The organism is Neisseria uirgultaei, from assembly GCF_962719845.1.
Lineage (GTDB): Bacteria > Pseudomonadota > Gammaproteobacteria > Burkholderiales > Neisseriaceae > Neisseria > Neisseria bergeri.
In genome coordinates, this window is record NZ_CAUIYF010000004.1 from 121,061 (window position 1) to 145,050 (window position 23,990).

Below are 23,990 nucleotides of genomic sequence, written 5' to 3' on the forward strand. Positions count from 1 at the left end.
TTAGCCTAATTTACGCAACAGCTTGGTTTCTCCAAGATTTTGATTGTCCACGCTGACAAGGTAGTCGTCAAAATTCCTTGCCACTTCCACGCCGTCTTTTTTAGCTACCTGAATACGTTTGAACAGACTATCAGCAGGCGCATCACCTAAATTATTGCTGTGTTCAAACACATAAAGCCCGCGTGCATTCATTTGTCCGCGAGCGGCGGAATGGTCGTGGTCGAACATATTGACGAGTGCCTGCCAAAACAGTTCTAAATCACTTTCGGAAAAACCGGTTTGCTTGGCGAATTGAGCGGAAATAAAGCCATGGCAGCGGTATAGACCGTAGGGGACGGTAAATTTGCGACCCATGGTACGGTTGTCGCCGGTTTCGCTGGCATCCTTTTCGTTAGTTACCGCCATGCGGGTAATGCTGTGTTCCAAGGTCATGACGGGATCGATAGAGCGAGAAAAAGTCAGTTGCACGGGACCGCGCACTTGTCCTGCATTTTTGCCGGTAGTCATCACTGCGCCAAATGTGCGGATGTCGTAATAACGGCTGCACATGTATTGGCGGGCAGCTTCGGTTTTCTCGCCTTTTTCTTTGCCTTTTACGTTTTCCTGCTCGTGGGCTTCGTCAATCAGGTTGTTCAAAATGCCTTTTTCGCGGATAAAGATGTCGTGATGTTCGCCATTTTGGGTCATTTGGATAAAGTTGCGGACTTTGCGCTTCAAGCAGACATCGGTTACCAAACCTTCGCCGGTTTGCGGGTCAATACGCGGCAGGTTGCCTGCATCGGGGTCGCCGTTGGGATTGCCGTCTTGCACATCAAATAAAAAGACAAAGTCGTAGCGTTTTTCAATAGTCATAGCATTTGCTCCTTATGCGGTTTTCGCTTCGTTAAACAGGTTTTTCAATGCGTCTTTGGTAAACAGGAATTGGGTTTCATGGTAGTAACCGATGGCGAATAGGCCTTGCTGTTCCAAATTCAAATGGTTGGGAAATCTCTGACAATGTTCCAAAATCTGGCGGACTTCCCATTGCAGTTGTACGGCACGTCCTTCAAATTCAAGCTTGTTCAAATGGTGCGGCAGCAGGCGCATCAGTGTGCCGAATACGGCAATCGGCGTACTGCTTGCCGAACCGAAATAGCGGTCGGCAATGGTGGCGTTCAAGCCGGGATTGGCTTCGGCCTGTGTTTTTTCCAGTACGGCAAACAGCCGCCCCAGCACATAGCCGATGTCTTGACGGTTTCTATCTAAGCTCATAGTTAGCTCCTTCATGTTTTTCAGACGACCCGCGCGGATTGCGCGATTGATATAGGCTTTAAGTAAACTTGCTCTGCCATAAGTAATTTTCTGTTCCGCTTTATTACGCCGTAAAGCAGCCTGCAACAGGCTGACGGGTAAAACGCGGTTGTTAAGTGCGGCATCTGTTACTTGGGCGATTAGATCGGACGGCAGGTTTTCCATCTTGCCGTCCAACACCAAATTGCCCAGCAGGCGCGGTAGCGGCATATATTCGGGGTATGGCGAGTTTTCGCCACGCACCATCTGCAAATCGTCATACCATGCCGCAATGCTTTCGGATAAGGTAGCAACAGTGGTTTCGTACCAAAATCGGACGACAATGCGTGCGGAATTAGCAGACAAGCCTAAAAGGTAGAATTTTTCTTTGCCGTCAGGTTTTTGGTATTGGCCGTTGTACAGGCTTTTATAAAGGGTTTTAACGGCATCGATATGCTCATCGGGATTGTCTTTGCCGCCGCTAATCAGCGAAGCAAGACTCTCTTCCAACGGAGTAGGTTTTGCGCTCCAACATACGGCCGTTACATCACCGATACGGAATCGGTTTTCGCTAGCAAGCAGGGTATTTAAGGCTGTGGTGTACTCGAACATGGCTTGTTCGCCCACAGGAAAGATAAAGCCTTGCTCTTTATCGTATGATTCGAAAGCCGACAAATTCACTGATGTAAATGGGGCAGGCTTTGCGTTCACACCTTTCACGGCGTTATGCAGCCGCGCAATCGGCGCAGGCTTGCCCGTTACCAGGCAAATGCCTTTTGGGACGTTATCGGACTGCGCCTGATTGGCTTGACTCACATATGCCCGAACCGCCTTTGACTGGCAAACCAAATCTACCGCTTCATCCACTAGGCGGAAGCTGAGATTACAGCCTTTGACTTTGGCACATTCCACCCAATTTGCAGCCTGCATGACTTTGCTTTTTTCTTCCGCAGAAGCCAGAAAGGCGGCAACGGCGGCAACACCTGCATTATTGGGCAGCACCTGTTTCAATTCGTTTACTTTGGCGGTAAAGCTGGCATGCTGTTTGTCCGCCTGCTCCTGCCCTTTTTCTCCGGCATAGGCAAGCACATAACCGTAGTGATCCCACAAAATGTTACTTACTTCGTAGGATTTTGAACCGCTCCTGCCTAAACCTTTCGGTACTAAAAAAGTGCGGCCAACTTTCTTCTTGCTTTTCAGCTCACGGGTATCTTCCAGCTGAATAAAATTACCCTGTTTGTCTATAACGATAATGAACGGGATTTCTTTATTTTCAAACCCTTCTTGGGCAATACCGCCATCGCTTTCGGCTTTGCGTTGGTAGTATTGGGTGAGTGCGTGCAGAATCATCGTTTCACCTCCTCGCTATTAGCTGGGGGTACGGTAATTACGCCGTTTACCGCTTTGCATTGGTAAAACATGGGTTCGGCGTTATTGGAATCGCGCGGGTCGGATTTGCTGAAATCCATGTCGTACAGCATAAAGCCGAAATCTTGGGTGATGTCTTCGCGCGGCAAACCGTCTTCAGCCTTTTCAAGCAGCCTGAAATAGCAAGGAAACTCGCGGCAACCCAAATAAGGCTGGTGGAAATACTGCCCTTTTTTCGTGCGCCGTTTGAACATTTCGGCAAATTTGACGTAGTTGTCGCCCTCGCCTGCTTCGCTTGTCATGTCAAAATCAGCGTGAATGCGGTAGGCTACGTCCTTCAGTAGCATAGATGCACGCTGCTGGCGGTTGTCTTCAATATAGAACGAGCCGCTACGCTCACTCATCTTAATTCCCACTTCGTTGCGGCGGATATTTGTCCACTGAATCGGTTTGAGAATATCGATCTTCTGTATCCGCCATCGAATGGCGGGTTTCCACAAGATTGCCATTAGGATATTTCGTGCTGCTGATGGTGTAATTACGGGATAACTAACCCGTTCCACCTTAAGCTCAGGTCTGGTAAAGCACGCCAGCTCACCGCTAATTTCTAAAATGAAACTCATATCGACTCCTCATTAATAATTCTATAAAGCCATATTAAGTAAATCATACTATTCATGTCAAGTGTGATTCGCTTATTTTTTCAATAAACTGTAAAATATACCTACGCTAAACCTCTTTCCATACAATTGATTAAATGGATTATTAGCGGTCAGCCGCTTCTGGGCGGCTGTGTGTTGAAACTATAATGCCATGTTAAAAATGGCAAAATGCCCCTAAAAATAGGGGCATTTTTCATAAAACCGAATTTTCAGATAGCCAAGCCGTATCATCAAAATCCGCACCAAGCACGGCTTTGTAATAGCCCTTGTCCAACACCAGCAATCCCGCCCTGGAAAAAACGGCATGTGCAGGCAGCTTTTTGAGTTCGTGTTCATACACGGTAATCGTGTAGCGTTGCAGCTTGCGGTAAACCCATTTGTGTTTGAGTGGATCGCTTTCTAAAAATTTGAACCAACTTTCAAACGGCTCGGGCAGCGGTGGACTGTCAGTTTGCCCGAAGGAGTTGTCAGTCGGCTGAGGAAAGCGTTGTTTGTCCAAAACATCCTGCCATTCTGAAACTTCCACGCCGTTCAAATGTCGTCTGAAAAAATCGTCCAACTCGTTTGCTTTGATAATTTGCGGAATGCCGTCTTCTTCCCAATGAGCCAATGGGATAAACGGCACAACGAGTGCCACGCCTTGGTTATCAATCAGGCGGAAACGTTCGGCTGCGGTGCGGAATTTGATTGCCAACGGATTTTCATTTGATGCTTCTGCCGTCAAAAGCGTTGCTATACCGTGTTTGTCCACATCACCTTTGCCGTTGAATCGGCGGAAATATTCGGCAAATGCCAACGGGGAAAGCGGGTCGTCAAGCAGCCCTGCTTTCAGCATCTCTTCGGTAATGTCCTGCCCCTGTTTCAGGCTGCCGCTGGGCGCGCCTTCTTCGGCACGGAATACGACTACTTCACCCAACTGCGGCAGTTTGCCTTCACGGTTGCACCGCCCCGCCGCCTGGGCAATGCTGTCCAGCCCTGCCATCGCCCGATAAACGCAAGGGAAATCCAAATCTACGCCGGCTTCAATCAACTGCGTGCTGACCAGCCACAAGGGCTTGTGCAGGCTGCCTGCGCGATACAGTGCCAAATATCGGCGAACCAACGCAATCACTTCGCTTCGGTGTGTGGCGCACATATTGGCGGATAAATGTAGTTTGATTCCGTCAGAAGGCAGGGCGGTAAAGAGTTTTTGGGCGTGTTTTCGCGTATTGACTACCACCAAAACACACGGACGCGCGGCGATTTCATCGGCAATTTCCTGCCAGCTTTGCGCTTCGTCGTTTGGCAGCGGCATTTTGATGCAGACGCGGCGCAGTTTTTCCGATAAGGCAATTTTGTCTGCCACAATCTCGCGCACATCCGGCAGGCCTTCCAAAATGGTGCGGCCGAATGCGTCGATATTTTTGCCAAGTTCAGGCTGAGTTGCCGTGCACAGCACAAAGGTAACGCCGTAATCGCGAACCAACACCCGCATCATGTCGGTAATCGGCTTTTGGAAATCGCGCGGAAGCTGCTGGGCTTCATCCAAAATCACCACGCTATCGGCAATATTGTGAATCTTACGGCAACGGCTGGTTTTCGCCGCAAACAGGCTTTCAAACAGTTGCACGTTAGTGGTAACAACCAGCGGCGCGTCCCAATTTTCCGTAGCAAGACGAGTTTTCGCTGTTTCCTTATCTTCTTTCACTTCTAAATTGCTGTGGTGTTCTAAAACCACATCATCGCCTAATGCTTTGCAGAAAACATTGGCGTTCTGCTCGATAATACTGGTGAAAGGAATAGCATAGATAATACGTTTTTTGCCAAATTTCAGTGCGTGTTTCAAAGCGAACCCCAAGCTCGCTAAAGTTTTACCGCCACCGGTCGGCACGGTTAAAGAAAACAAAGTGCAGTTCGTTTCTGCGGCAGAAAAACATTGCTGCAAAATGGCATGGCGTTCTTGGTTTAAAGATGAGTTTTTATCTGCTTTTTCTAAAAGTTGCGCCATATATTGCTCATATCTTCGGTGCAACTCATCCAAACCGAGAAATTTCGGGCGCAATCCGGCAGCCAGCGCGGCATCTGCATCGGCGTAACCGTTCATAAAGGCTTCGGTATCCAAAAAATCGGCATCCACCAAGCAGGAAAAGAGAAAACGCAGCCAAATATGCAGCTCTTCCAGCTTTGCCCCGTCTTTCCAAAATGCAAAAAAATCCCGCTTCAGATCATCATCTGATAACGGGAAAAAATCTTCAGACAAACCACTTTCCACCAAACCCGACAAAGATGCCGCCAACTCGTCATCCGCCTGTTGCAGACGGCGTTTCAGGCTGCCTTTGTCATACCAATCTGCCAGCCCGGCATGATGCCCGGCAATCAAATACGCCAGCAAATGCCCAAAAAACGGATTGAGGTGATCTACTGCATATTTGGCACCGGCAGTGGAATGCGGAATTTTGCGCAACTTGGTAGATTCGACATCTTCCAAATGGGCATTTTCTTTTTCAAAACCGGATGCATTACGGATATATTTCTGAAAAGCTTCCTGAAATTTCCCCAAATCGTGCAAAAGCCCCGCATATTCGGCAAACAACGCCCCGTAACGCCCTGCAAAACGCTTGGCGAGTTGGGCGACTTTTTGCAGGTGGTCTTGCAGGGGATGGGGATGCCAATTTCCTGATGCGTCTTGGCGGACATGGGCTATATAGTCGAAATTCACATCGATTCTCCAAATTTGAAACGTGCAAAGCCTTAACGAACAAGCCATATAAATGGCTCGAAGTGTTGAAAAATCGAAAATCTGTGGAATGAGCTCGTCTGAAAGTCTTTGTCAGGCTTTCAGACGGCATTTTGATCATCAAGTAACGCTTTATCAGGCTTTTTTATTGTTCAACGCGGCTTTGACAAACGCGGTGAACAAGGGATGCCCTTTGCGCGGGTTGGACGTGAATTCGGGATGGAACTGACACGCGAAGAACCAAGGATGGTTCGGCAGTTCGATGGTTTCGACCAGGCGTTCGCGTCCTGCGGATACGCCGCCGATAACCAAACCGGCTTTTTCCAACTGAGGAACATAGTTGTTGTTAACTTCGTAGCGGTGGCGATGGCGTTCGCGGATATGTTCGCTGCCGTAGATTTTTGCGGCAAGGCTGCCCGGTTTGAGGTCAACTTCTTGCGCGCCCAAACGCATGGTGCCGCCCAAATCGGCGGATTCGTCGCGGGTTTCGACGCTTCCGTCGGCGGTTTGCCATTCGTCAATCAGGGCGACGACGGGGGCGGCGCATTTCAAGTCAAACTCAGTGGAATTCGCACCTTTCAAACCTGCCACGTCGCGAGCGTATTCAATCAGCGCAATCTGCATACCGAGGCAGATGCCCAAGTATGGCACGTTGTTTTCGCGGGCATAGCGAACGGCGGCGATTTTGCCTTCCACGCCGCGCGAACCGAAACCGCCAGGGACAAGGATGGCGTCCATGTCTTTAAGCATGGAAACGTCGCCGTTGTTTTTCTCGATGTTTTCGCTGTCGACAAAGGTAATCTGTACGTCGGTTTCGGTGTGGATGCCCGCGTGTTTCAAGGCTTCAATCAATGATTTGTAGGATTCGGTCAAATCGACGTATTTGCCGACCATCGCGATTTTGACGGTGTGTTTCGGATTTTTGACGGCGTGGACAATTTTTTTCCACGCGGTCAAATCCGCCTGTTGCACGTTAAGCTGCAACTGCTCGGTAATGATGTTGTCGATGCCTTGGTCGTGCAGCATTTCGGGGCATTCGTAGATGCTATCCACGTCGTAGCTGCCCACAATCGCGCGCTCTTCCACGTTGCAGAACAAGGCGATTTTGCGGCGTTCGTCCGCAGGCATTGTCCTGTCCATACGGCAAATCAGGATGTCGGGTTGCAAACCGATGCTCAACATTTCTTTAACGGTGTGCTGGGTCGGCTTGGTTTTGATTTCGCCTGCGGCGGCGATGTAGGGGACGTAGCTCAAGTGGGCAAACAAGGTGTTGTTGCGTCCCAACTGGCTTCGCATCTGGCGGATGGCTTCCAAAAACGGCAGCGATTCGATGTCGCCGACCGTGCCGCCGATTTCGACAATCGCCACATCGTAACCTGCCGCGCCTTCATGGATGCGTCGTTTGATTTCGTCGGTAATGTGCGGAATGACTTGAACCGTGCCGCCCAAATAGTCGCCCCGTCGTTCTTTGGCGATGACGTTTTCGTACACCTGCCCCGTGCTGAAGCTGTTGCGGCGGGTCATCGTGGAATCGATGAAGCGTTCGTAGTGTCCCAAGTCGAGGTCGGTTTCCGCGCCGTCGTCGGTTACGAACACTTCGCCGTGTTGGAACGGGCTCATCGTGCCGGGATCGACGTTGATATAAGGATCGAGCTTGAGCATGGTAACGTTCAAGCCGCGCGATTCGAGGATGGCGGCAATAGAAGCGGCGGCGATACCTTTACCCAGTGAGGAGACAACGCCGCCGGTTACGAAAATGAATTTGGTCATGATGGAATACCCATGTTGGAATGCGTGATTTTAACGTGAAGCGCGCGGTTCTGGCAAACAGGCGGATGCCGTCTGAACGGTGGACGGCTGTTTTCAGACGGCATCTTTTCTTTATTTCCCGGTACTTTGGCGCAACTCGCGGCGCAGGATTTTGCCGACGTTGGACTTGGGCAACTCGTCGCGGAATTCGATATTTTTCGGAACTTTATATGCGGTTAATTCGGTGCGGCAAAAGGCGATAAGTTCTTCTTTGGTCAATGACGGGTCTTTTTTGACGACGAATACTTTGAGTGCCTCGCCGGTTTTTTCGTCGGGTACGCCGATACAGGCGACTTCCATGACTTTGCCGTGATGCGCGATGACTTCCTCGATTTCGTTCGGATAAACATTGAATCCGGAAACAACGACGAGGTCTTTCTTACGATCGACCAGCTTCAACCAGCCTTTTTCGTCCATCACGGCAATATCACCGGTTTCCAAGAAACCGCGCGCGTCTATGGCTTTAGCGGTTTCTTCGGGGCGGTTCCAGTAGCCTTGCATCACTTGAGGGCCTTTTACCCACAATTCGCCCGGCTGTCCGACGGGGACTTCTTTGCCGTTTGCGTCGCGCAATTCCACTTCGGTGGACGAGACGGGCAAACCGATGCTGCCGCTGTATGATTCGATGTTTAAGGGGTTGCAGCACACGCCGGGGCTGGCTTCGGTCAGACCGTAGGCTTCGACAATAGGCGTGCCGGTGATTTTTTTCCATTTTTCGGCAACGGCTTTTTGGGTCGCCATACCGCCGCCCAAAGTCAGCCGCAATTCTGAAAAATCGACTTCAGCAAAATCAGGACGGTTAACCATCGCGTTAAACAGTGTGTTTACGCCGATAAATACATTAACCCGCTGTTTTTTCAGTTCGCCGATAAAGCCTTTCATATCGCGCGGGTTGGTAATCAGGATGATTTTTGAGCCGGCATTGGCAAAAATCATCAGATTCACGGTTAAGGCAAAAATATGGTACAGCGGCAAGGCGGCGATAACGGTTTCTTTGCCCTCGCGCAACTGGTTTTTAATCCATTCTTTTGCCTGAAGCATATTGGCGCAGATGTTGCCGTGGCTCAGCACTGCGCCTTTGGCAACACCTGTCGTGCCGCCCGTGTATTGCAACAGCGCGGTATCTTCGCGGTTTAATGCGACAGGTTGGAAAACGTGCTTCGCCCCCTCTTTCAATGCCGTCTGAAAGGAAACGGTTTCCCGAATACGGTATTCGGGAACCATTTTCTTGATTTTTCGGATGATGAAATTGATCAGCGAACCTTTAAGCAGCCCGAACATTTCGCCGACGGAGGCGACGATGACGTGTTTGATCTGCGTGCGCGGCAGCACCAGCTCCAGCGTGTTGGCAAAATTTTCCAAAACGATGATGGCGGTCGCGCCGCTGTCTTTCAACTGATGCTCCAACTCGCGCGGCGTATAAAGCGGATTGGTGTTCACCGCCACCAAACCTGCCTGCAAAATGCCGAAAAGGGCAATCGGGTATTGCAATACGTTCGGCATCATAATGGCAACACGCTCGCCGCGCGGCAGCTTCAGGATGTTTTGCAGATAAGAGGCGAAATCGGTCGCCAGTTTGCCGGTTTCGGCATAAGTGAGCGTTTTGCCCATATTTTGAAAAGCGGGCAGCCTGGCAAATTTTTCCACGCTTTGGCGGAATACATCGCTGATGGAATTGTATTGCGTAATGTCGATTTCGGCATTCACGCCCTGTTCATAACTGTCTAACCAGATTTTTTCCATAGGTATCAGTCTTTCAATAGTTTCATTTTCCAGCGACATAGGCCGTTGCCCCTATAAATACTGAGATGGCAAAGGAAATATGCCTTCACTTTCTGGATAATTTTCCACATTACTAGACAGCCAGAGTTCAAAGATTTTGTAATCGTCAAAGAAACCAAATATATACCCTCGCTTTAGTAAGTCTATATAATCTTTTTGAGAAACTACCAAAGGATTTCCGTTTCTCATTACTCTTGATTGTCTAATAAAAAGTTCTTTATTGTATGATAAGAAAATCGCTAAATCTGGATATATTATATTTTCTTTCTCTAAATCAACTTGCCCTATCAGTTTCCAAATCTTCTTTCTTATGGCTGTTTCTATACAGGATTTATAAGTCTTAAACCCAACAGAAAGAAGCTCATCCATATTGGCTGTCTTTTCCGAGAGATAATCAAAAATACCAAACTCGTATTGCCTCACCCTACATATGTAAGCAAATTTCCCATTTGGGAGCGAGATTTCATAGATTTTTCCGTATTTTTTTACACCCTTATCCATATTGATTATTTTTAATGTGATTTATTTGATAAATTATCATCGAGTAGTCCCGTTTCGATCTCTTCGCTTGTTTGAGTTTCCCAATTCTCAATATGATGCTTCTGTTTTTTCGGTGATGCCCTCTTTTCCTTTTAGATAAAATTTGACGCACTGACATCTCATCAGCCCCACTCGTTCTACCAGTGTAGATTTTTCCTGTAGGATTCCCAGTTGCATCGAGTTCTGGTGCTTGATAAACAATATATTTAACCAACCCCTAGATGTCTAGCTCTCGAGCCCAAACACACCGTCCTTCCTCGTCATACGCCTCTATGGGCGTGCCGAGGTAGTCAGAAATGATGGAGTAGCGTCAAAGTGGAATTGAGCGGAACAATGCCGTCTGAAAACCGTTTCAGACGACATAAGTTTTATCGTGTGATGATGACAGGCTTGTCGGTCGATTGGATAATGCCGCCGCCCAAACAGATATCGCCGTCGTACAGCACGGCAGACTGACCCGGCGTAACCGCCCATTGCGGTTCGTCAAACACCAGCTCGGCGGCTTCATCATCCAAATAGCGCAATTCGCAAGGCGAGTCCGCCATACGGTAACGCGTTTTGCAGGTGTAGTGCCCTTCTTTCGGACGCTCGGGCAGCGTGAAACTCAAATCGTTCATCACAAGGCTGCGGGTATAGAGCAGCGGATGGTCGTGTCCTTGCACGACAATCAGTTCGTTTTTCGTCAAATCTTTAGCCGCAACAAACCACGGCTTGCCCCCGCCGCCGATGCCCAAACCTTTGCGCTGTCCGAGCGTGTAGAACATCAGCCCGACGTGTTCGCCGACGGTTTTCCCTTCGGGCGTAACCATTTTACCGTTGTCGGTCGGCAGGTATTTTTGCAGAAACTCGCGAAACGGGCGTTCGCCGATGAAGCAGATGCCCGTGCTGTCTTTTTTGGCGGCGGTTGGCAGTTTGAACTCGGCGGCAAGGCGGCGGACTTCGGGTTTTTCCAAACCGCCCAACGGGAAAATCGCGCGTTCGAGTTGGAAAGGCTTGAGGCGGTAGAGGAAATAGCTTTGGTCTTTGTTTCGATCCAAACCTTTGAGCAGGTAATGCACGCCGTTGCAGACTTCTTTGCGCGCATAGTGTCCGGTGGCGATGGTATCAGCGCCCTGCCCTACGGCGTAGTCCAAAAAGCATTTGAATTTGATTTCGGCATTGCACAAAACATCCGGATTCGGCGTGCGCCCCGCACTGTATTCCTGAAGAAAATAAGCAAAGACTTTGTCTTTATATTGCGCGGCGAAATTGACGATGTCGATATCGATGCCGACAATATCGGCAACGGCGATGGCATCGAACGAATCCTGTTTGATGCTGCAATATTCATCATTGTCGTCATCCTCCCAGTTTTGCATGAATACACCGCGCACTTGATAACCCTGCTGCTTGAGCAGGGCGGCGGTTACGGAAGAATCGACACCGCCAGAGAGCCCGACGATGATATTGGAGGGGTTTGCTGTCGTATTCATGCGTAGAATATGGTTGGAAACGGCGGTTTTTAAAGGCAGATTTTAACACATTTTAAAGGCGGGCATAAAAATGCCGTCTGAAAGCCCGAGCTTTTTCAGACGGCATTTCAAATATTTTCAGCAGATTAGTGCTGATGCGCTTCGCCGTGGTGATGACCGTGATCCATTGCCGGCATCGGCGCGGTTTTGACTTCCAGTTGGACGGTTTGCGCTTTGGCGTTTTTAAATTTCAGGGTAACGGGAATTTTATCGCCCTCTTTTAATTGTTTTTTCAAACCCATAAACATCACGTGATAGCTGCCGGGTTTGAGTTCGGTAACGGATTTCGCCTCCAAAGGCACGCCGCCTTCGACTTCGCGCATCCGCATCACGCCGTTGTCGTTGATGTGGGTATGCACTTCGACGCGGTCGGCAACGGGGCTGCTTCCGCCGAGCAAAAAGTCTTGTTTGGCTTCGTCGTTGTGGATTTTCATGAACGCGCCGCCCATTTTCATACCTTCGACAGTGGTGCGCGCCCAGCCGTCCTCAACGTGGATTCCGGCGGCGGAAACCGCGCCTGCCAAACCTGCCATCATCACGGCTGCCAATAGTTTTTTCATCTTTCTACTCCTTAAATGTCAAACGAGGATGCGCTCATCTTACAAACAAATACCGTTCGGAAATTTGATATAGATTAAGCGAATAATAAATACTACATACTAATCCTAAAGGGTTACAAATCCTGCTGCAAGCGTTTTACCCGAACAGGGCGGACAGCCAAACCGCCGCTAACATCAGCATCGCGAACAATTGTGCGGCAGAACCTGCGTCTTTGGCGCGTTTAGCCAGCTCGTGTTTTTCAGTCGAAGTATGATCGACGGCGGCTTCGACGGCAGTGTTGAACAGTTCGACAATGACCGACACAAAAGACGCGATAATCAACGGCAGGCGGACGGCGGTTTCGGAAACCCAAAAAAATGCCGCGCACACCAGCAGCGCGTTCAGCCACAAAACCTGACGGAATGCCGCTTCGTAACGGTAGGCGGCGGCGATGCCGTCTATCGAATAGCCGAATGCGTTGATGACGCGCCTGATGCCGCCTTTTCCTTTTTTTTCTGCCGCGTAGGAGGAAGGTTCCATCGGTATCCTTTCAAAATGTTCTCAATATAGTGGATTAACAAAAACCAGTACGGCGTTGCCTCGCCTTAGCTCAAAGAGAACGATTCTCTAAGGTGCTGAAGCACCAAGTGAATCGGTTCCGTACTATTTGTACTGTCTGCGGCTTCGTCGCCTTGTCCTGATTTTTGTTAATCCACTATATATGCCGTCTGAAAACGGGGCGGCGGGGTGTCCGTACGGTATTAAGCGCATCCCTGCTGGCTGAGAGAAAACCCTGCCTGCCCGATCAAACCAAGCGGTTGTGAAGCAAAAGCCTTTCAGACGGCATCGGTTTAACGTACCGACCACTCGGCAACGGCATCGGCAAACATTGCCGCCACATCGAAACCTTTTTGTTTCATAATTTCTTGGAATCCGGTCGGGCTGGTTACGTTGACTTCGGTCAGGTTGCTGCCGATAACGTCCAAACCGGCAAGTAGGATGCCGCGCCGTTTGAGTTCGGGGGCGAGCGTTTCGGCAATTTCGCGGTCGCGTCCGTCCAATTCCTGCGCCACGCCGCGCCCGCCTGCCGCAAGGTTGCCGCGTGTTTCGCCGTTTTGCGGGATACGCGCCAAAGCATAGGGCACGACTTCGCCGCCGATAATCAGGATACGTTTGTCGCCGTGTACGATTTCGGGAATGTAGCATTGCGCCATGATGGTGCGGGAATCAAGCTGCATCAGGGTTTCGAGGATGCTGCCGATGTTGGGGTCTTTTTCGGTCAGGCGGAAAATGCCCATACCGCCCATGCCGTCCAGCGGTTTGATGATGATGTCGCCGTGTTCTTTCAAAAATGCGCGGACATCGGCGGAACGGGTCGTAACCAGCGTAGGCGCGGTAAAGCGGCTGAAGTTCAAAATCGCCAGTTTTTCATTGAAGTCGCGCATCGCCTGTCCGCTGTTGAACACTTTCGCGCCCTGCTGTTCCGCCAGCGTCAGAAGCTGTGTGGCGTAGAGGTATTGCATATCGAACGGCGGATCGGTACGCATAATCACGGCATCAAATGCTTTCAATGCCGTCTGAACTTTGTCGGCGGCGGCAAACCAGTTTTTGTCGTGGTCGTCTTGTGCTCCGAGAAACTCAAAAGCAGACGCATCAGCAACCACCAGACCGTTTTTAACCGACAATCCGCTGCTCAAGGTATGAAACAGCCGCCAGCCGCGTTTTGCCATTTCCCGCATCATCGCGTAGGTGGTGTCTTTGTAGGTTTTGAAACTTGCCATCGGGTCGGCAATAAAGAGGACTTTCATCATATTTTCTTTCCGGTGTGCCGAATGTGCCGCATTTCGCGGGTAAAGGAGAAATGCCGTCCGAACAATATTCAGACGGCAAAGATGAGGTTTTACTTAGGCTGCCAAGAATCTTTCAGCGTTACCGTGCGGTTGAACACCGGCGTGTCTTTGCCGTGGTCTTTGCGGTCGGTGACGAAATAGCCGATGCGTTCAAACTGCCAACGGCTCTCCGCCGGTAAATCTTTTGCGACAGGTTCGGCGTAGGCGGTGATTTCCTTGATGGATTCAGGATTAAGGAAATCGGTAAACGGCAGGTATTCGCCGTCTTCGCCGCGCACGGCATCGGGACGCTCGACGGTAAAGAGGCGGTCGTACAGGCGGACTTTGATTTCTGCTGCGTGTTCGGCGGAAACCCAGTGAATCACGCCTTTGACTTTGCGGCCTTCGGGATTCTTGCCCAAGGTATCGTGGTCGATGCTGCATTTGAGTTCAACCACATTGCCTGCCTCGTCTTTTATTACTTCGTCGCACTTGATGACATAGCCGTGGCGCAAACGCACTTCGCCGCCCGGAGTCAGGCGTTTGAATCCTTTGGGCGGATTTTCGGCAAAGTCGTCGGCTTCGATGTAAATGGTTTGTGAAACAGGTACTTCGCGATCGCCCATTTCCTCGTGGTTCGGATGGAACGCGGCATGGCGGCTTTGGGTTTTACCGGCTTCAAAGTTGGTCAGGGTAACTTTGAGCGGGTTCAACACCGCCATCAGGCGCGGGGCGGAGTTTTCCAGCTCTTCGCGAATCGCGCCTTCCAACACGCTCATATCGACGATGTTTTCAGATTTGGAAATACCGGCGCGTTTGGCAAACAGGCGCAGCCCTTCGGGCGTGTAGCCGCGGCGGCGCATACCGGAAATGGTCGGCATACGCGGATCGTCCCAGCCGGAAACGTGTTTTTCCACAACCAACTGATTCAATTTCCGTTTGGAGGTAATGGTGTACAAAAGCTCCAAACGGGAAAACTCGTATTGGCGCGGACGGGTGGCGTGCGGCGCAGGAATGTTGTCCAACACCCAATCGTAAAGCGGGCGGTGGGCTTCAAATTCGAGCGTACACAAGGAATGCGTGATGCCTTCGATGGCATCGGAAATGCAATGCGTGTAGTCGTACATCGGGTAGATGCACCATTTGTCGCCGATGTTGTGGTGATGGGCGCGGCGGATGCGGTAGATGACGGGGTCGCGCATATTGATGTTGCCGGATGCCATGTCGATTTTCAGGCGCAGGGTTTTACTGCCGTCGGGGAACTCGCCGTTTTTCATGCGTGTGAACAGGTCGAGGTTTTCTTCGATACTGCGGTCGCGGTAAGGGCTGTTTTTGCCCGCTTCGGTCAACGTACCACGGTATTCGCGCATTTCTTCGGGTGTCAAATCATCGACATACGCTTTGCCGTCTTGGATTAAACCGACGGCGTAATCATAGAGCCGGTCGAAATAGTTGGAAGCGAAACGCGGCTCGCCTGCCCAATGGAAACCGAGCCACTCGACATCTTCTTTGATGGCGTTGACGTATTCGTCGTTTTCTTTTTCGGGGTTGGTGTCGTCGAAACGCAGGTTGCACAAGCCGTCGTAAATATACGCCAAACCAAAGTTCAGGCAGATGGATTTGGCGTGTCCGATGTGCAGGTAGCCGTTGGGTTCGGGCGGGAAACGGGTTTGGACGGCTGTATGTTTGCCGCTTTTGAGGTCTTCTTCGATGATGGTGCGGATGAAATGGTTGTCCGCGAATTGGTCTTTATTGAGCATAGTTTTCTTTGAACGGATGGCTTCAGACGGCATTGGAATGATTCCGTATGCCGTCTGAAGCGGTTTGAGAATGTGTTTATTGTACCCGACTTGCGCGCTTTGACATAGCGTTCAGACGGCATCGGCAATCAGGCATTCCACCCCCGCCTCTTTCAGCATCTTCTGCATCGCGGTATCGGGCAGCCGGTCGGTAAATACTTTGTCAAATGCCGTAATGTCGCCGAGCCTGACCAGCGCGTTGCTGCGGAATTTGCTGTGATCCACGCCGAGGAAGCGGACGCGCGCGTTGGCTATCATCGCCTGCATGACGCTGACTTCCTTGTAATCGTAATCCAAAAGCGAACCGTCGCTCTCCACGCCGTGCGTACTCATCACTGCATAATCGACTTTGAACTGGTTGATAAAATCGACGGTTGCCACGCCGGTAATGCCGCCGTCCAAAGGGCGGACGACTCCGGAAGTGATGATGACCGTGTAATCCGTCCGCGCCGAAACGATGGAGGCGACGTGGATATTGTTGGTAATCACCCTCAGGCTGCCGCGCCGCCTCACCAGCTCCGATGCCACGGCTTCCATCGTCGTGCCGATACTGACAAACAGCGATGACTCGTCGGGAATATGTTCCGCAATCAGCCGGGCAATGGCGTTTTTTTCGTTTTGACATTGAATTTGGCGGCTGGCAGGCAGCCCCTCCGGCAAGTTTCCGCCCGAGGACGCGCCGCCGTGATGGCGTTTCAGGCTGCCGGCATCCTCCAACTCGCGGATGTCGCGGCGTATCGTCTGCGGGGTAACGTCCAATGCGGCGGCAAGCTCGTCCACCGACATAAACTGATGCCGGCGGACAAGGCTTAAAATCTCTCCGTGCCTTTGGATTTTCGGTTTCATCGTTTTCTGCCTCCTTGCATCGGGATGCCGATTTTACCGCGTTCAGCCCAAAGCGGAAAACACCACCATCAGAAACGGAGCGGCGATATTGACCACCACGCCGAAGCTGACCGCTACCGGTACGGCTTCCAAGCCGCCCGCACCCTGAATCACGGGCAATGTGAAATCCATACTGGTCGCGCCGCCGACCCCCACCGCCGCATCGGGAAAACGCTTCATCAGCAGCGGAATAAATGCCAGCGCGAACAGTTCTCGTGCCAAATCGTTCAAAAGCGCGATACTGCCCCATACCGCGCCGTACGCCTCGGTCATCACCAAACCCGAGAGGGAATACCAACCGAAGCCGGAAGCCATCGCCAAACCTTTCACCCACGACACACCGTCTGCCGATGCGGCAAACAGCAGCCCGCCTGAAAGAGATGAAAGCATAAACCAGACCGACAACCGAATACCCCTGCGGTTGACCAAAACCTGCCGCAACGATACGCCGCCGCTTTTGAGCTGTACGCCGATGAGGAACACCAGCAGCATCAGGCAGTACATACCCGCGTTTTCAGACGGCAGCCAAATATCGCGCATCAATTTACCGAACACAAAACCGAGTACCACGCATCCGAGCTGCCTCACACTGCCCGACACACCGACTGAAACACCCTTGCCTTTTCCCTTTATCCGCCACGGGGATAAGCTCCCCAAAGCCGCCAAGGCAAGCAGGTTCGCCCCTACCGTACAAACAAACAGCCACAGAGCCGTCAGCGCCATATCGTCCAACTGCGTACCCAAGTTTTCCACGCGGGCAAGCGATACGCCGATCAGCAGCAGCACGGCATACACCAAAACCGACAACATCCTGTCCAACACGCCCAGATAAGGTTTGGGAACACGGATAAAAAATCCGGCGAACATCGGTACCAATACCGAAATCAATGTCATCAGGCTGTCCATCTCCTGCCCTCCTTTATTGCCGCATAATATGTGCGGCTTGAAAATGCCGTCTGAAAATTGCAGATACCCGCATCCATATTTCAGACGGCATCAGGCCGCCGTTAAAAAAACCGCCTGAACATCTGATTCAGACGGTTTTCTCACCATCAGGCATTCAATCTTCCAAAGTCTTTTCCAAACGCTCCATACAGTTGCCCAAATGGCGGCGCAGGATTTTAACCACGCGGTTGCGCCTGCCTGCCAGCAGCAGGTCGAGGATTTCCCGATGTTCGGAATGCGTGTGCGTATTGATGGCGTGCTTTTCCTCACGATGCACGCCCGCCACGGCGACAATCAGGGAAGATCGCGCGCACAGCGTGTTCATAATGTCGAACAGCACATCGTTGCCCACCAGGCGCGCCAGTTCGACGTGGAAGGCATTGGACAGGCGGTTCCAGCCGACGCGGTCGCCCCTGCCGGAAGCCTCTTCTTCGCGCCTTATCATCGCATAAAGCGGCTTGAGGCGCGTTTCCAAGTCCGGCAGGCCGGCGAGGATGTTCAAAATCATCGTCTCCATTTCGATACGCGCGTTGAACACATCCTGCATTTCTTTCAAATCGGGAACGTGGACGAACGCGCCCCTGTTGGGTTGCAAATCGACAATCTTGTCGTGCGCCAAAAGCGACAGCGCGCCGCGGACGGTGTTGCGCGAACACACCATCTGGCGGCAAAGTTCGGACTCGGTCAGCTTTTTGCCGGGCAGCAGCACCTGATCGGTAATGCCGTCCAAAATCAGAGCGTAAACACGGAACAGCTCCGAATCGTGCCGCTCTTCGAGAATCAGGGAAGACGTGGTCGGCGCATGGATAATGTCGTCGTTTTCAAAGTTCATGATGTTTTCCGTATTTTTACGCTTTCAAATTTTTTAAGATGTTTTAAGGCGGCTGTGTTTCAAATCGTGTCGGGGAAATTAAAGCATTGCACAAATTTATTTTATAGTGAATTAACAAAAATCAGGACAAGGCGGCGAAGCCGCAGACAGTACAAATAGTACGGAACCGATTCACTTGGTGCTTCAGCACCTTAGAGAATCGTTCTCTTTGAGCCAAGGCGAGGCAACGCCGTACTGGTTTTTGTTAATCCACTATAATTCAATAAATTAATATATGGCTTAAAATAACGGGATGCCCGCCTTCCGCCCGCCTGCAGAAGCAGTCGGGTATCATTTTAAAACGCAGCATTTAAAATTTGACCGAAAATTGTTGACAATCCGGAATCAAGCCTGCACAATACCCCGACAAGTCCAAGTATTATAAAGGCTGAATAAAGAGGAAACAGCAGGCAGATATATTCGGGAGGTGCAGTCCGAATATATCTGCTTTTTTATGCGCCTCCGACCTGCCTGCCGCGCTTTTCCCCCTTCAGACGGCATCGGATATTTTCCTCATAATGATGCTTATTTCTCCGCTCCGGCAATTTCAAAACTGTGGGTAATCTTTGCCGCCTTGCCCAACATAATCGAAGCCGAACAGTATTTTTCGGCAGACATCTGCACGGCGCGCCCAATGGCCGATTCTTTCAAATCGTGCCCGAATACTTTGAAATGGATGTGGATTTCGGTAAACACGCGCGGCGCATCGTCCGCCCGTTTCGCCGTAACCGTCGCCCGGCAGTCAGTCACTTTCTGACGCTGTTTTTCGGCAATCATCACCACATCGATGCTCGAACAGCCCGCCACGCCCAACAGCAGCATCTCCATCGGGCTGGGGCCGCGTTTGACCGCGCCTTCTGCCGCCGCACCTTCCATAACGACGCTGTGTCCGCCTTCCGTCGTGCCGACAAAACACATCCCGTCTATCCATTTTGATGTAACCTGCATCGTTCCTCCCTCCGGATAATCACATTAAAACCGCCCTGCATATGGCGTTATTGCAAACAATTTCAAGCGGCTTATACAGAAATATGGACAAAACGGCAAAAAACCGCCCGAAAACCGGTTTACGGTTTGGCGGCCTGGCCGTTGATCTGCACCGATTTGAGCTTCAGTGTATAGGTTTTGCCGTCGTCGGTATAGCCGATTTGTGCCGGAATATTGTTCAGGGACGGTGCGAAGAAATACGTTACTGTATCGTCGCCGCGCCGCACCTGATATTTGACAACCTCGGTTTCCGCGCCGCCTATGCTGTATTTTCCCGTACCCGCCTTATTCAAACCGCCGACGGAATAAAGTTTTTTGCCGTTGGTAATTTTCAGCCCCTGAGGGAGTTTCGCGTCGTTTGCCGCCAACTGCCAGGCAAGCGTGAACAAATCCATAGCCCGGGGGCTTTGCTCGGTTTTGCTCTCGCCCGCTTTGCCGTAGGTTACGCTGCCGTTGGCGAATTTGGCTTCCGCATACAGTTTGCCCCTGCGTATGTCTTTATAGTAGGCGGGGTACAGGGTATTGCCGCTGACCGTGCCGCCGGACTCGAAACGGATGTTGTACAGCGGCACTTTAATCGTGGAAACAATTTTGTAAGCATTGCCGCTGCGTTCAAATGTCATCGTGGCGGGAATGCCGTAGCTGCCCGAATAATGCAGCACGGCGGATTGGGGCAGCCCTGCCGCATACGCGCACGGCAGGGCGGCGGACAAAATGGCGGCGGAAAATATATTTTTAAAAGTCTTCATCATTTGCTCCCGTCCGGTTTACGCCGTCAGAAAACGGGCGGCATCGGCGTTTTCCGAATTTCTGACGCGGTTTCCCTCGATAATCAGGCGGCCGGCGGCAAAATCGGCAACGGCTTTCGGATAGAGTCTGTGTTCGACAGCCAAAACCCGGGCGGCAACATCATCTGCCGTATCACCGTCGAGTATCGGCACAACCCCTTGCGACACAATCGGGCCGCAATCCAGTTCGGCAGTAACGAAATGGATGGTGCAGCCGGCAACGCGGCAGCCCGCCTCCAAAGCGCGTTCGTGCGTATGAAGCCCGGTGAACGAAGGCAGGACGGACGGATGGATGTTCATCAGCCTGCCTTCGTAATGGGCGCAGAACTCGGGGGTCAGAATCCGCATAAAACCCGCCAAAACCACCAAATCGGGTTGATATGCATCGATTTTTTCCATCATGGCGGTATCGAAGGCAAGCCGGGACGCAAAGTTTTTATGGTTCAGGCTGCCGGTCGGGATGCCGCGTTCGGCCGCCCATTGCAACCCCGCCGCCGTTTCGCTGTTGCTCAACACGGCGGCAATACGGACGTTGGGAATGGCGGCATTGACGATTGCCTGCATATTGCTGCCGCGTCCGGAAATCAGGATAACGATGTTTTTCATAATGGTGCGCTTTTGAAAGGGATGCCGTCTGAACCGCTGTTTGGTGGTTTCAGACGGCATTTGCCGTAAAAATGCCCGAAAACCTGTTTCGGGCAAGGATTCGGACTTAATTTACTTTTTTGATGTCGACTTGAACCGGCTGCTTGGCGGGCGCGTTTTCCGGCGCACCGACTTTAACCAGTTTCACGTCAAATACCAAAGTGGAATTCGGGCCGATTTTATCGCCCGCACCCTGTTCGCGGTAGGCAAGGTTGGACGGGATGTAGAACGTGGCTTCGCCGCCTTCTTTCAGAAGCTGTACGCCTTCGGTCCAACCCGGAATCACTTGGCTCAAGGGGAAAGTGGCCGGGCCGCCGTTGGCTTTGCTGCTGTCGAATACCGTACCGTCAATCAGGCGGCCTTCGTATTCCACGGTAACAATGTCGTCTTTGGTCGGCTGTTTGCCTTCGCCCTGTTTGGTGATTTTGTATTGCAGTCCGGAAGCGGTGGTTTTCACACCTTCTTTGCCGGCATTTTCCTTCAGGAAGGCTTCGCCTTTTTCTTTATTGGCCTTCGCGTCCGCCTTGTGTTTTTCTACGGCTTTGGCCTGTTGTTCCTGAAGGAATTTCATCATAACTTCCTGAGCCTGCTCTTCGGTCATTTTGATTTCTTTGCCGTCATACACTGCCTGCATGGCTTCGGTAAAGACTTTCAAATCGATTTCCGCGCCCTGTTCCTTCATTTGTTTCAGGGAGCGTCCGATGTCCACGCCCATCGCGTAGCTTGCCTGCTGCATCGTGCTGCCGATTGAAGAGGTGTCGCCCTGCGCGGCAGAAGCGGCGGCAGGTTCGGATGCAGATGCGGGGGCGGCTTCTTTTTTGCCGCAGGCGGAAAGTGCCAAAGCGGCGGAAAGGGTCAGTGCGCTGATTTTGAAAATTGTGTTCATGATGGATCTTCGCTGTCGATAAGGTCGGAAAAACGGGATTATAGCCGAGTTTGAATCAAATAGAATCAAAGCTGTTTAAATTTTGTAAGCATGGCGGCAAGACAGCATTAACCCCTCCCGCCCATGCCGTGGTGTTCGATGTGGAAACCGCTTTTACGGTAGGCGGCAAAACGCCCGCGTGCCTCGGCAAGTTCCTCAAGGCTGCTGCCGACGATTTCCAAGATACGTTCCGGCAATACGGGCGCAGCATTCCAAAAATCATCCGATAAATTAAGAACCGTCATATTTTCCGCAATTTCGGGAATCCTATCGCCAGCCGCCAACAAAACCGGCGTATCCGTCGGCATCGGATACTCTGTTGTCCAGACTTCATGAGGAACAAAGCTTTCCGCTTCATATTGCCAGAGTGCTTTATCCAATTCTTGAACCTGCCCGAACGAGTCTGACCACACCAGCACCCTACCCCCGTCTCGGATAGCGCGCGCAATCAACCGACAGGTAAAAAGGGGGATTTGGTCAACATGGGTATAAAAGGTAACTTTCGGCATATTGTTTGAGCATTTGACAGGATGATGCCGTCTGAAAGGCTTCAGACGGCATTGTGGCAAAATTAAAGATTCCGCAGATAGTTCAGTAACAAGGGAACGGGGCGACCGGTCGCGCCTTTTTCGCTGCCGGATTTCCATGCCGTACCCGCGATGTCGAGGTGCGCCCACGGGTAGTCTTCGGTGAAGTAAGACAGGAAGGTGGCGGCGGTAATCGTGCCTGCGCCGGGCGTGCCGATGTTGGGGATGTCGGCGAAATTGGATTTGAGTTGGTCTTTGTAGGTCTCAAAGAGCGGCAGTTGCCATGCTTTGTCGTCCACGTTGCGAGAGGCAGCAAGCAGACTGTCAACCAAATCCTGATTGTTGCCCATCACGCCGCTGACGTCATGACCCAAGGCGATGATGCACGCGCCGGTCAGGGTGGCAACGTCGATAACGGCTTTAGGTTTGAACTGCTCGGCGTAAGTGAGCGCGTCGCACAAAATCAGACGGCCTTCGGCATCGGTGTTCAACACTTCGATGGTCAAGCCTTTCATGCTTTTCACGACGTCGCCCGGTTTGTTGGCCGCGCCGGAAGGCATGTTTTCGCAGGTGGCGACGACGGCGACGAGGTTGATCGGCAGTTGCAGTTTGACGGCGGCGCAGAAGGTGCTGATGACGGTTGCCGCGCCGCACATGTCAAACTTCATTTCGTCCATGTTCAGGCCGGGTTTGAGGGAAATGCCGCCGGTATCGAAGGTAATGCCTTTGCCGACCAATACCACAGGCGCGGCTTCTTTGTCGGCCGCACCGAAATAGCTCAGTTCGACCAAATAGGGATCTTCGACGCTGCCTTTGGCGACAGACCAGAACGAACCCATGTTTTCTTTGATGTAGTCTTTTTCAATGATTTTGGCGTGTGCGCCCAATTTTTCGGCTTCGGCTTTGGCGGTACGCGCTAAAAATTCGGGCGTGCATTCGTTGGGTGCGGCATTGCCCAAGTCGCGGCAGAGGCTTTGTCCGTAAACTTGCGCTTCGGCGACGCGCAGGGCTTCTTTGACGGCGGCTTCGTGCGCGGTATGGAACACGGCAGTTTCAAATTTGGCGGGCTTGGCTTCTTTTTTATAGCGGTCGAAACGGTAGGCGGCGTTGCCGAACGCAATCGCAAACGCTTCGGCAACGGCTGCCGCTTGCGCTTCTTCAAAGGCATGAACGTCCACATTGACCGTTTCTTGGTTTTGCGCCCATTTGGCGGCTTCGACAGCGGCTTTGTTCAGCGCAGCGCGGTCGGTTTTTTCGAGGCGGGCAACGGCAATGGCTTGCAAACCGTTGTCCGTCGGGATTTTGGTGTCGGCGAAATTTTGACCTTCTTCAAGCGAAGACAAAAGGGCAAGGGCGGTCGGGTGGTTTAATTGCGCCTCTTCGGCGCAGACAAATAATTGCGCACCTGCCTGTTGAGCCTGCAAAGTTTCGGCTTTTGTGCTAAATTTCACGTTTATTCTCCTGATTGAGATGGTTTCGGGTAGTTTCAGACAACCCTTTGCATCAAGAGGCCGTCTGAAAACGGTTGGAAAGATTGTACTCCATTTGAGAGGTCGTCTGAAACCTTGCGCAGACAATCCGCCTGCGCCGAA

The 23,990-nt window shown here is 51.5% G+C and carries 21 protein-coding genes; all 21 read right to left on the bottom strand.

The window, feature by feature from the left end; genetic code table 11:
- Positions 1-852 carry a type I-C CRISPR-associated protein Cas7/Csd2 gene (gene cas7c, locus Q9J32_RS03830; protein WP_301885169.1) on the bottom strand — a complete coding sequence of 284 codons (852 nt, stop codon included), beginning with the start codon at positions 850-852 and terminating at the stop codon, positions 1-3.
- A gap of 12 nt (positions 853-864) precedes the next feature.
- Complete coding sequence (gene cas8c / locus Q9J32_RS03835) at positions 865-2,619, bottom strand: type I-C CRISPR-associated protein Cas8c/Csd1 (RefSeq protein ID WP_301885168.1); 1,755 nt, start codon at positions 2,617-2,619, stop codon at positions 865-867.
- Positions 2,616-3,260 carry a type I-C CRISPR-associated protein Cas5c gene (gene cas5c / locus Q9J32_RS03840; RefSeq protein ID WP_301885166.1) on the bottom strand — a complete coding sequence of 215 codons (645 nt, stop codon included), beginning with the start codon at positions 3,258-3,260 and terminating at the stop codon, positions 2,616-2,618. Before cas5c ends, cas8c begins: the two co-directional genes overlap by 4 nt.
- A gap of 232 nt (positions 3,261-3,492) precedes the next feature.
- Positions 3,493-5,997: a CRISPR-associated helicase Cas3' gene (cas3, locus tag Q9J32_RS03845; RefSeq protein ID WP_301885164.1), complete on the bottom strand. Its 2,505-nt coding sequence runs from the start codon at positions 5,995-5,997 to the stop codon at positions 3,493-3,495.
- Positions 5,998-6,150: 153 nt separating this feature from the next.
- Positions 6,151-7,785 (bottom strand): CTP synthase, encoded by a 1,635-nt coding sequence (gene pyrG / locus Q9J32_RS03850; protein ID WP_301885161.1) that lies wholly within the window; start codon positions 7,783-7,785, stop codon positions 6,151-6,153.
- 111 nt (positions 7,786-7,896) lie between these two features.
- Positions 7,897-9,567: an AMP-binding protein gene (locus tag Q9J32_RS03855; RefSeq protein WP_301885159.1), complete on the bottom strand. Its 1,671-nt coding sequence runs from the start codon at positions 9,565-9,567 to the stop codon at positions 7,897-7,899.
- A gap of 51 nt (positions 9,568-9,618) precedes the next feature.
- Positions 9,619-10,107 carry an Imm26 family immunity protein gene (locus tag Q9J32_RS03860; protein ID WP_118997815.1) on the bottom strand — a complete coding sequence of 163 codons (489 nt, stop codon included), beginning with the start codon at positions 10,105-10,107 and terminating at the stop codon, positions 9,619-9,621.
- Between the two features lie 407 nt (positions 10,108-10,514).
- Positions 10,515-11,618 (bottom strand): tRNA 2-thiouridine(34) synthase MnmA, encoded by a 1,104-nt coding sequence (mnmA, locus tag Q9J32_RS03865; RefSeq protein ID WP_304675362.1) that lies wholly within the window; start codon positions 11,616-11,618, stop codon positions 10,515-10,517.
- A gap of 125 nt (positions 11,619-11,743) precedes the next feature.
- Positions 11,744-12,217: a copper chaperone PCu(A)C gene (locus Q9J32_RS03870; RefSeq protein ID WP_003714216.1), complete on the bottom strand. Its 474-nt coding sequence runs from the start codon at positions 12,215-12,217 to the stop codon at positions 11,744-11,746.
- A gap of 136 nt (positions 12,218-12,353) precedes the next feature.
- Positions 12,354-12,737: a diacylglycerol kinase gene (locus Q9J32_RS03875; RefSeq protein ID WP_002235063.1), complete on the bottom strand. Its 384-nt coding sequence runs from the start codon at positions 12,735-12,737 to the stop codon at positions 12,354-12,356.
- Positions 12,738-13,048: 311 nt separating this feature from the next.
- A complete protein-coding gene (gene gshB / locus Q9J32_RS03880; RefSeq protein WP_304675363.1) occupies positions 13,049-14,005 on the bottom strand; it encodes a glutathione synthase in 957 nt (318 codons plus the stop codon).
- Between the two features lie 92 nt (positions 14,006-14,097).
- On the bottom strand, positions 14,098-15,786 hold the full coding sequence (locus tag Q9J32_RS03885) for a glutamine--tRNA ligase/YqeY domain fusion protein (RefSeq protein WP_301885285.1): 1,689 nt from the start codon (positions 15,784-15,786) through the stop codon (positions 14,098-14,100).
- 111 nt (positions 15,787-15,897) lie between these two features.
- Entirely contained in the window at positions 15,898-16,671 is a 774-nt protein-coding gene (locus Q9J32_RS03890; RefSeq protein WP_003709480.1) for a DeoR/GlpR family DNA-binding transcription regulator, read from the bottom strand.
- A 42-nt stretch (positions 16,672-16,713) separates the two neighbouring features.
- A complete protein-coding gene (locus Q9J32_RS03895) occupies positions 16,714-17,616 on the bottom strand; it encodes a LysO family transporter (RefSeq protein ID WP_003714222.1) in 903 nt (300 codons plus the stop codon).
- Positions 17,617-17,770: 154 nt separating this feature from the next.
- Positions 17,771-18,487 (bottom strand): GntR family transcriptional regulator, encoded by a 717-nt coding sequence (locus tag Q9J32_RS03900; RefSeq protein ID WP_002256785.1) that lies wholly within the window; start codon positions 18,485-18,487, stop codon positions 17,771-17,773.
- Positions 18,488-19,051: 564 nt separating this feature from the next.
- Positions 19,052-19,474 carry an OsmC family protein gene (locus Q9J32_RS03905; protein ID WP_003709468.1) on the bottom strand — a complete coding sequence of 141 codons (423 nt, stop codon included), beginning with the start codon at positions 19,472-19,474 and terminating at the stop codon, positions 19,052-19,054.
- Positions 19,475-19,593: 119 nt separating this feature from the next.
- Positions 19,594-20,265 (bottom strand): DUF3108 domain-containing protein, encoded by a 672-nt coding sequence (locus Q9J32_RS03910; RefSeq protein ID WP_301885149.1) that lies wholly within the window; start codon positions 20,263-20,265, stop codon positions 19,594-19,596.
- A 15-nt stretch (positions 20,266-20,280) separates the two neighbouring features.
- Entirely contained in the window at positions 20,281-20,907 is a 627-nt protein-coding gene (purN, locus tag Q9J32_RS03915) for a phosphoribosylglycinamide formyltransferase (protein WP_301885284.1), read from the bottom strand.
- A gap of 106 nt (positions 20,908-21,013) precedes the next feature.
- Positions 21,014-21,832, bottom strand: coding sequence for an FKBP-type peptidyl-prolyl cis-trans isomerase (locus Q9J32_RS03920; RefSeq protein ID WP_301885147.1), 819 nt, complete (start codon positions 21,830-21,832; stop codon positions 21,014-21,016).
- 107 nt (positions 21,833-21,939) lie between these two features.
- Entirely contained in the window at positions 21,940-22,380 is a 441-nt protein-coding gene (locus tag Q9J32_RS03925) for a DNA polymerase III subunit chi (RefSeq protein ID WP_025457754.1), read from the bottom strand.
- 62 nt (positions 22,381-22,442) lie between these two features.
- On the bottom strand, positions 22,443-23,849 hold the full coding sequence (locus Q9J32_RS03930) for a leucyl aminopeptidase (protein WP_301885145.1): 1,407 nt from the start codon (positions 23,847-23,849) through the stop codon (positions 22,443-22,445).
- Positions 23,850-23,990 lie beyond the last annotated feature (141 nt).

Coding starts and splice junctions, on each gene's coding strand:
- cas8c (WP_301885168.1), bottom strand. CDS start 2,619: ATGATTCTGCACGCACTCACCCAATACTACCAACGCAAAGCCGAAAGC.
- Q9J32_RS03925 (WP_025457754.1), bottom strand. CDS start 22,380: ATGCCGAAAGTTACCTTTTATACCCATGTTGACCAAATCCCCCTTTTT.
- Q9J32_RS03895 (WP_003714222.1), bottom strand. CDS start 17,616: ATGGACAGCCTGATGACATTGATTTCGGTATTGGTACCGATGTTCGCC.
- Q9J32_RS03900 (WP_002256785.1), bottom strand. CDS start 18,487: ATGAACTTTGAAAACGACGACATTATCCATGCGCCGACCACGTCTTCC.
- Q9J32_RS03890 (WP_003709480.1), bottom strand. CDS start 16,671: ATGAAACCGAAAATCCAAAGGCACGGAGAGATTTTAAGCCTTGTCCGC.
- Q9J32_RS03905 (WP_003709468.1), bottom strand. CDS start 19,474: ATGCAGGTTACATCAAAATGGATAGACGGGATGTGTTTTGTCGGCACG.
- Q9J32_RS03870 (WP_003714216.1), bottom strand. CDS start 12,217: ATGAAAAAACTATTGGCAGCCGTGATGATGGCAGGTTTGGCAGGCGCG.
- Q9J32_RS03920 (WP_301885147.1), bottom strand. CDS start 21,832: ATGAACACAATTTTCAAAATCAGCGCACTGACCCTTTCCGCCGCTTTG.
- Q9J32_RS03860 (WP_118997815.1), bottom strand. CDS start 10,107: ATGGATAAGGGTGTAAAAAAATACGGAAAAATCTATGAAATCTCGCTC.
- Q9J32_RS03885 (WP_301885285.1), bottom strand. CDS start 15,786: ATGCTCAATAAAGACCAATTCGCGGACAACCATTTCATCCGCACCATC.
- gshB (WP_304675363.1), bottom strand. CDS start 14,005: ATGAAAGTCCTCTTTATTGCCGACCCGATGGCAAGTTTCAAAACCTAC.
- purN (WP_301885284.1), bottom strand. CDS start 20,907: ATGAAAAACATCGTTATCCTGATTTCCGGACGCGGCAGCAATATGCAG.
- mnmA (WP_304675362.1), bottom strand. CDS start 11,618: ATGAATACGACAGCAAACCCCTCCAATATCATCGTCGGGCTCTCTGGC.
- cas7c (WP_301885169.1), bottom strand. CDS start 852: ATGACTATTGAAAAACGCTACGACTTTGTCTTTTTATTTGATGTGCAA.
- Q9J32_RS03855 (WP_301885159.1), bottom strand. CDS start 9,567: ATGGAAAAAATCTGGTTAGACAGTTATGAACAGGGCGTGAATGCCGAA.
- pyrG (WP_301885161.1), bottom strand. CDS start 7,785: ATGACCAAATTCATTTTCGTAACCGGCGGCGTTGTCTCCTCACTGGGT.
- cas5c (WP_301885166.1), bottom strand. CDS start 3,260: ATGAGTTTCATTTTAGAAATTAGCGGTGAGCTGGCGTGCTTTACCAGA.
- Q9J32_RS03910 (WP_301885149.1), bottom strand. CDS start 20,265: ATGATGAAGACTTTTAAAAATATATTTTCCGCCGCCATTTTGTCCGCC.
- Q9J32_RS03875 (WP_002235063.1), bottom strand. CDS start 12,737: ATGGAACCTTCCTCCTACGCGGCAGAAAAAAAAGGAAAAGGCGGCATC.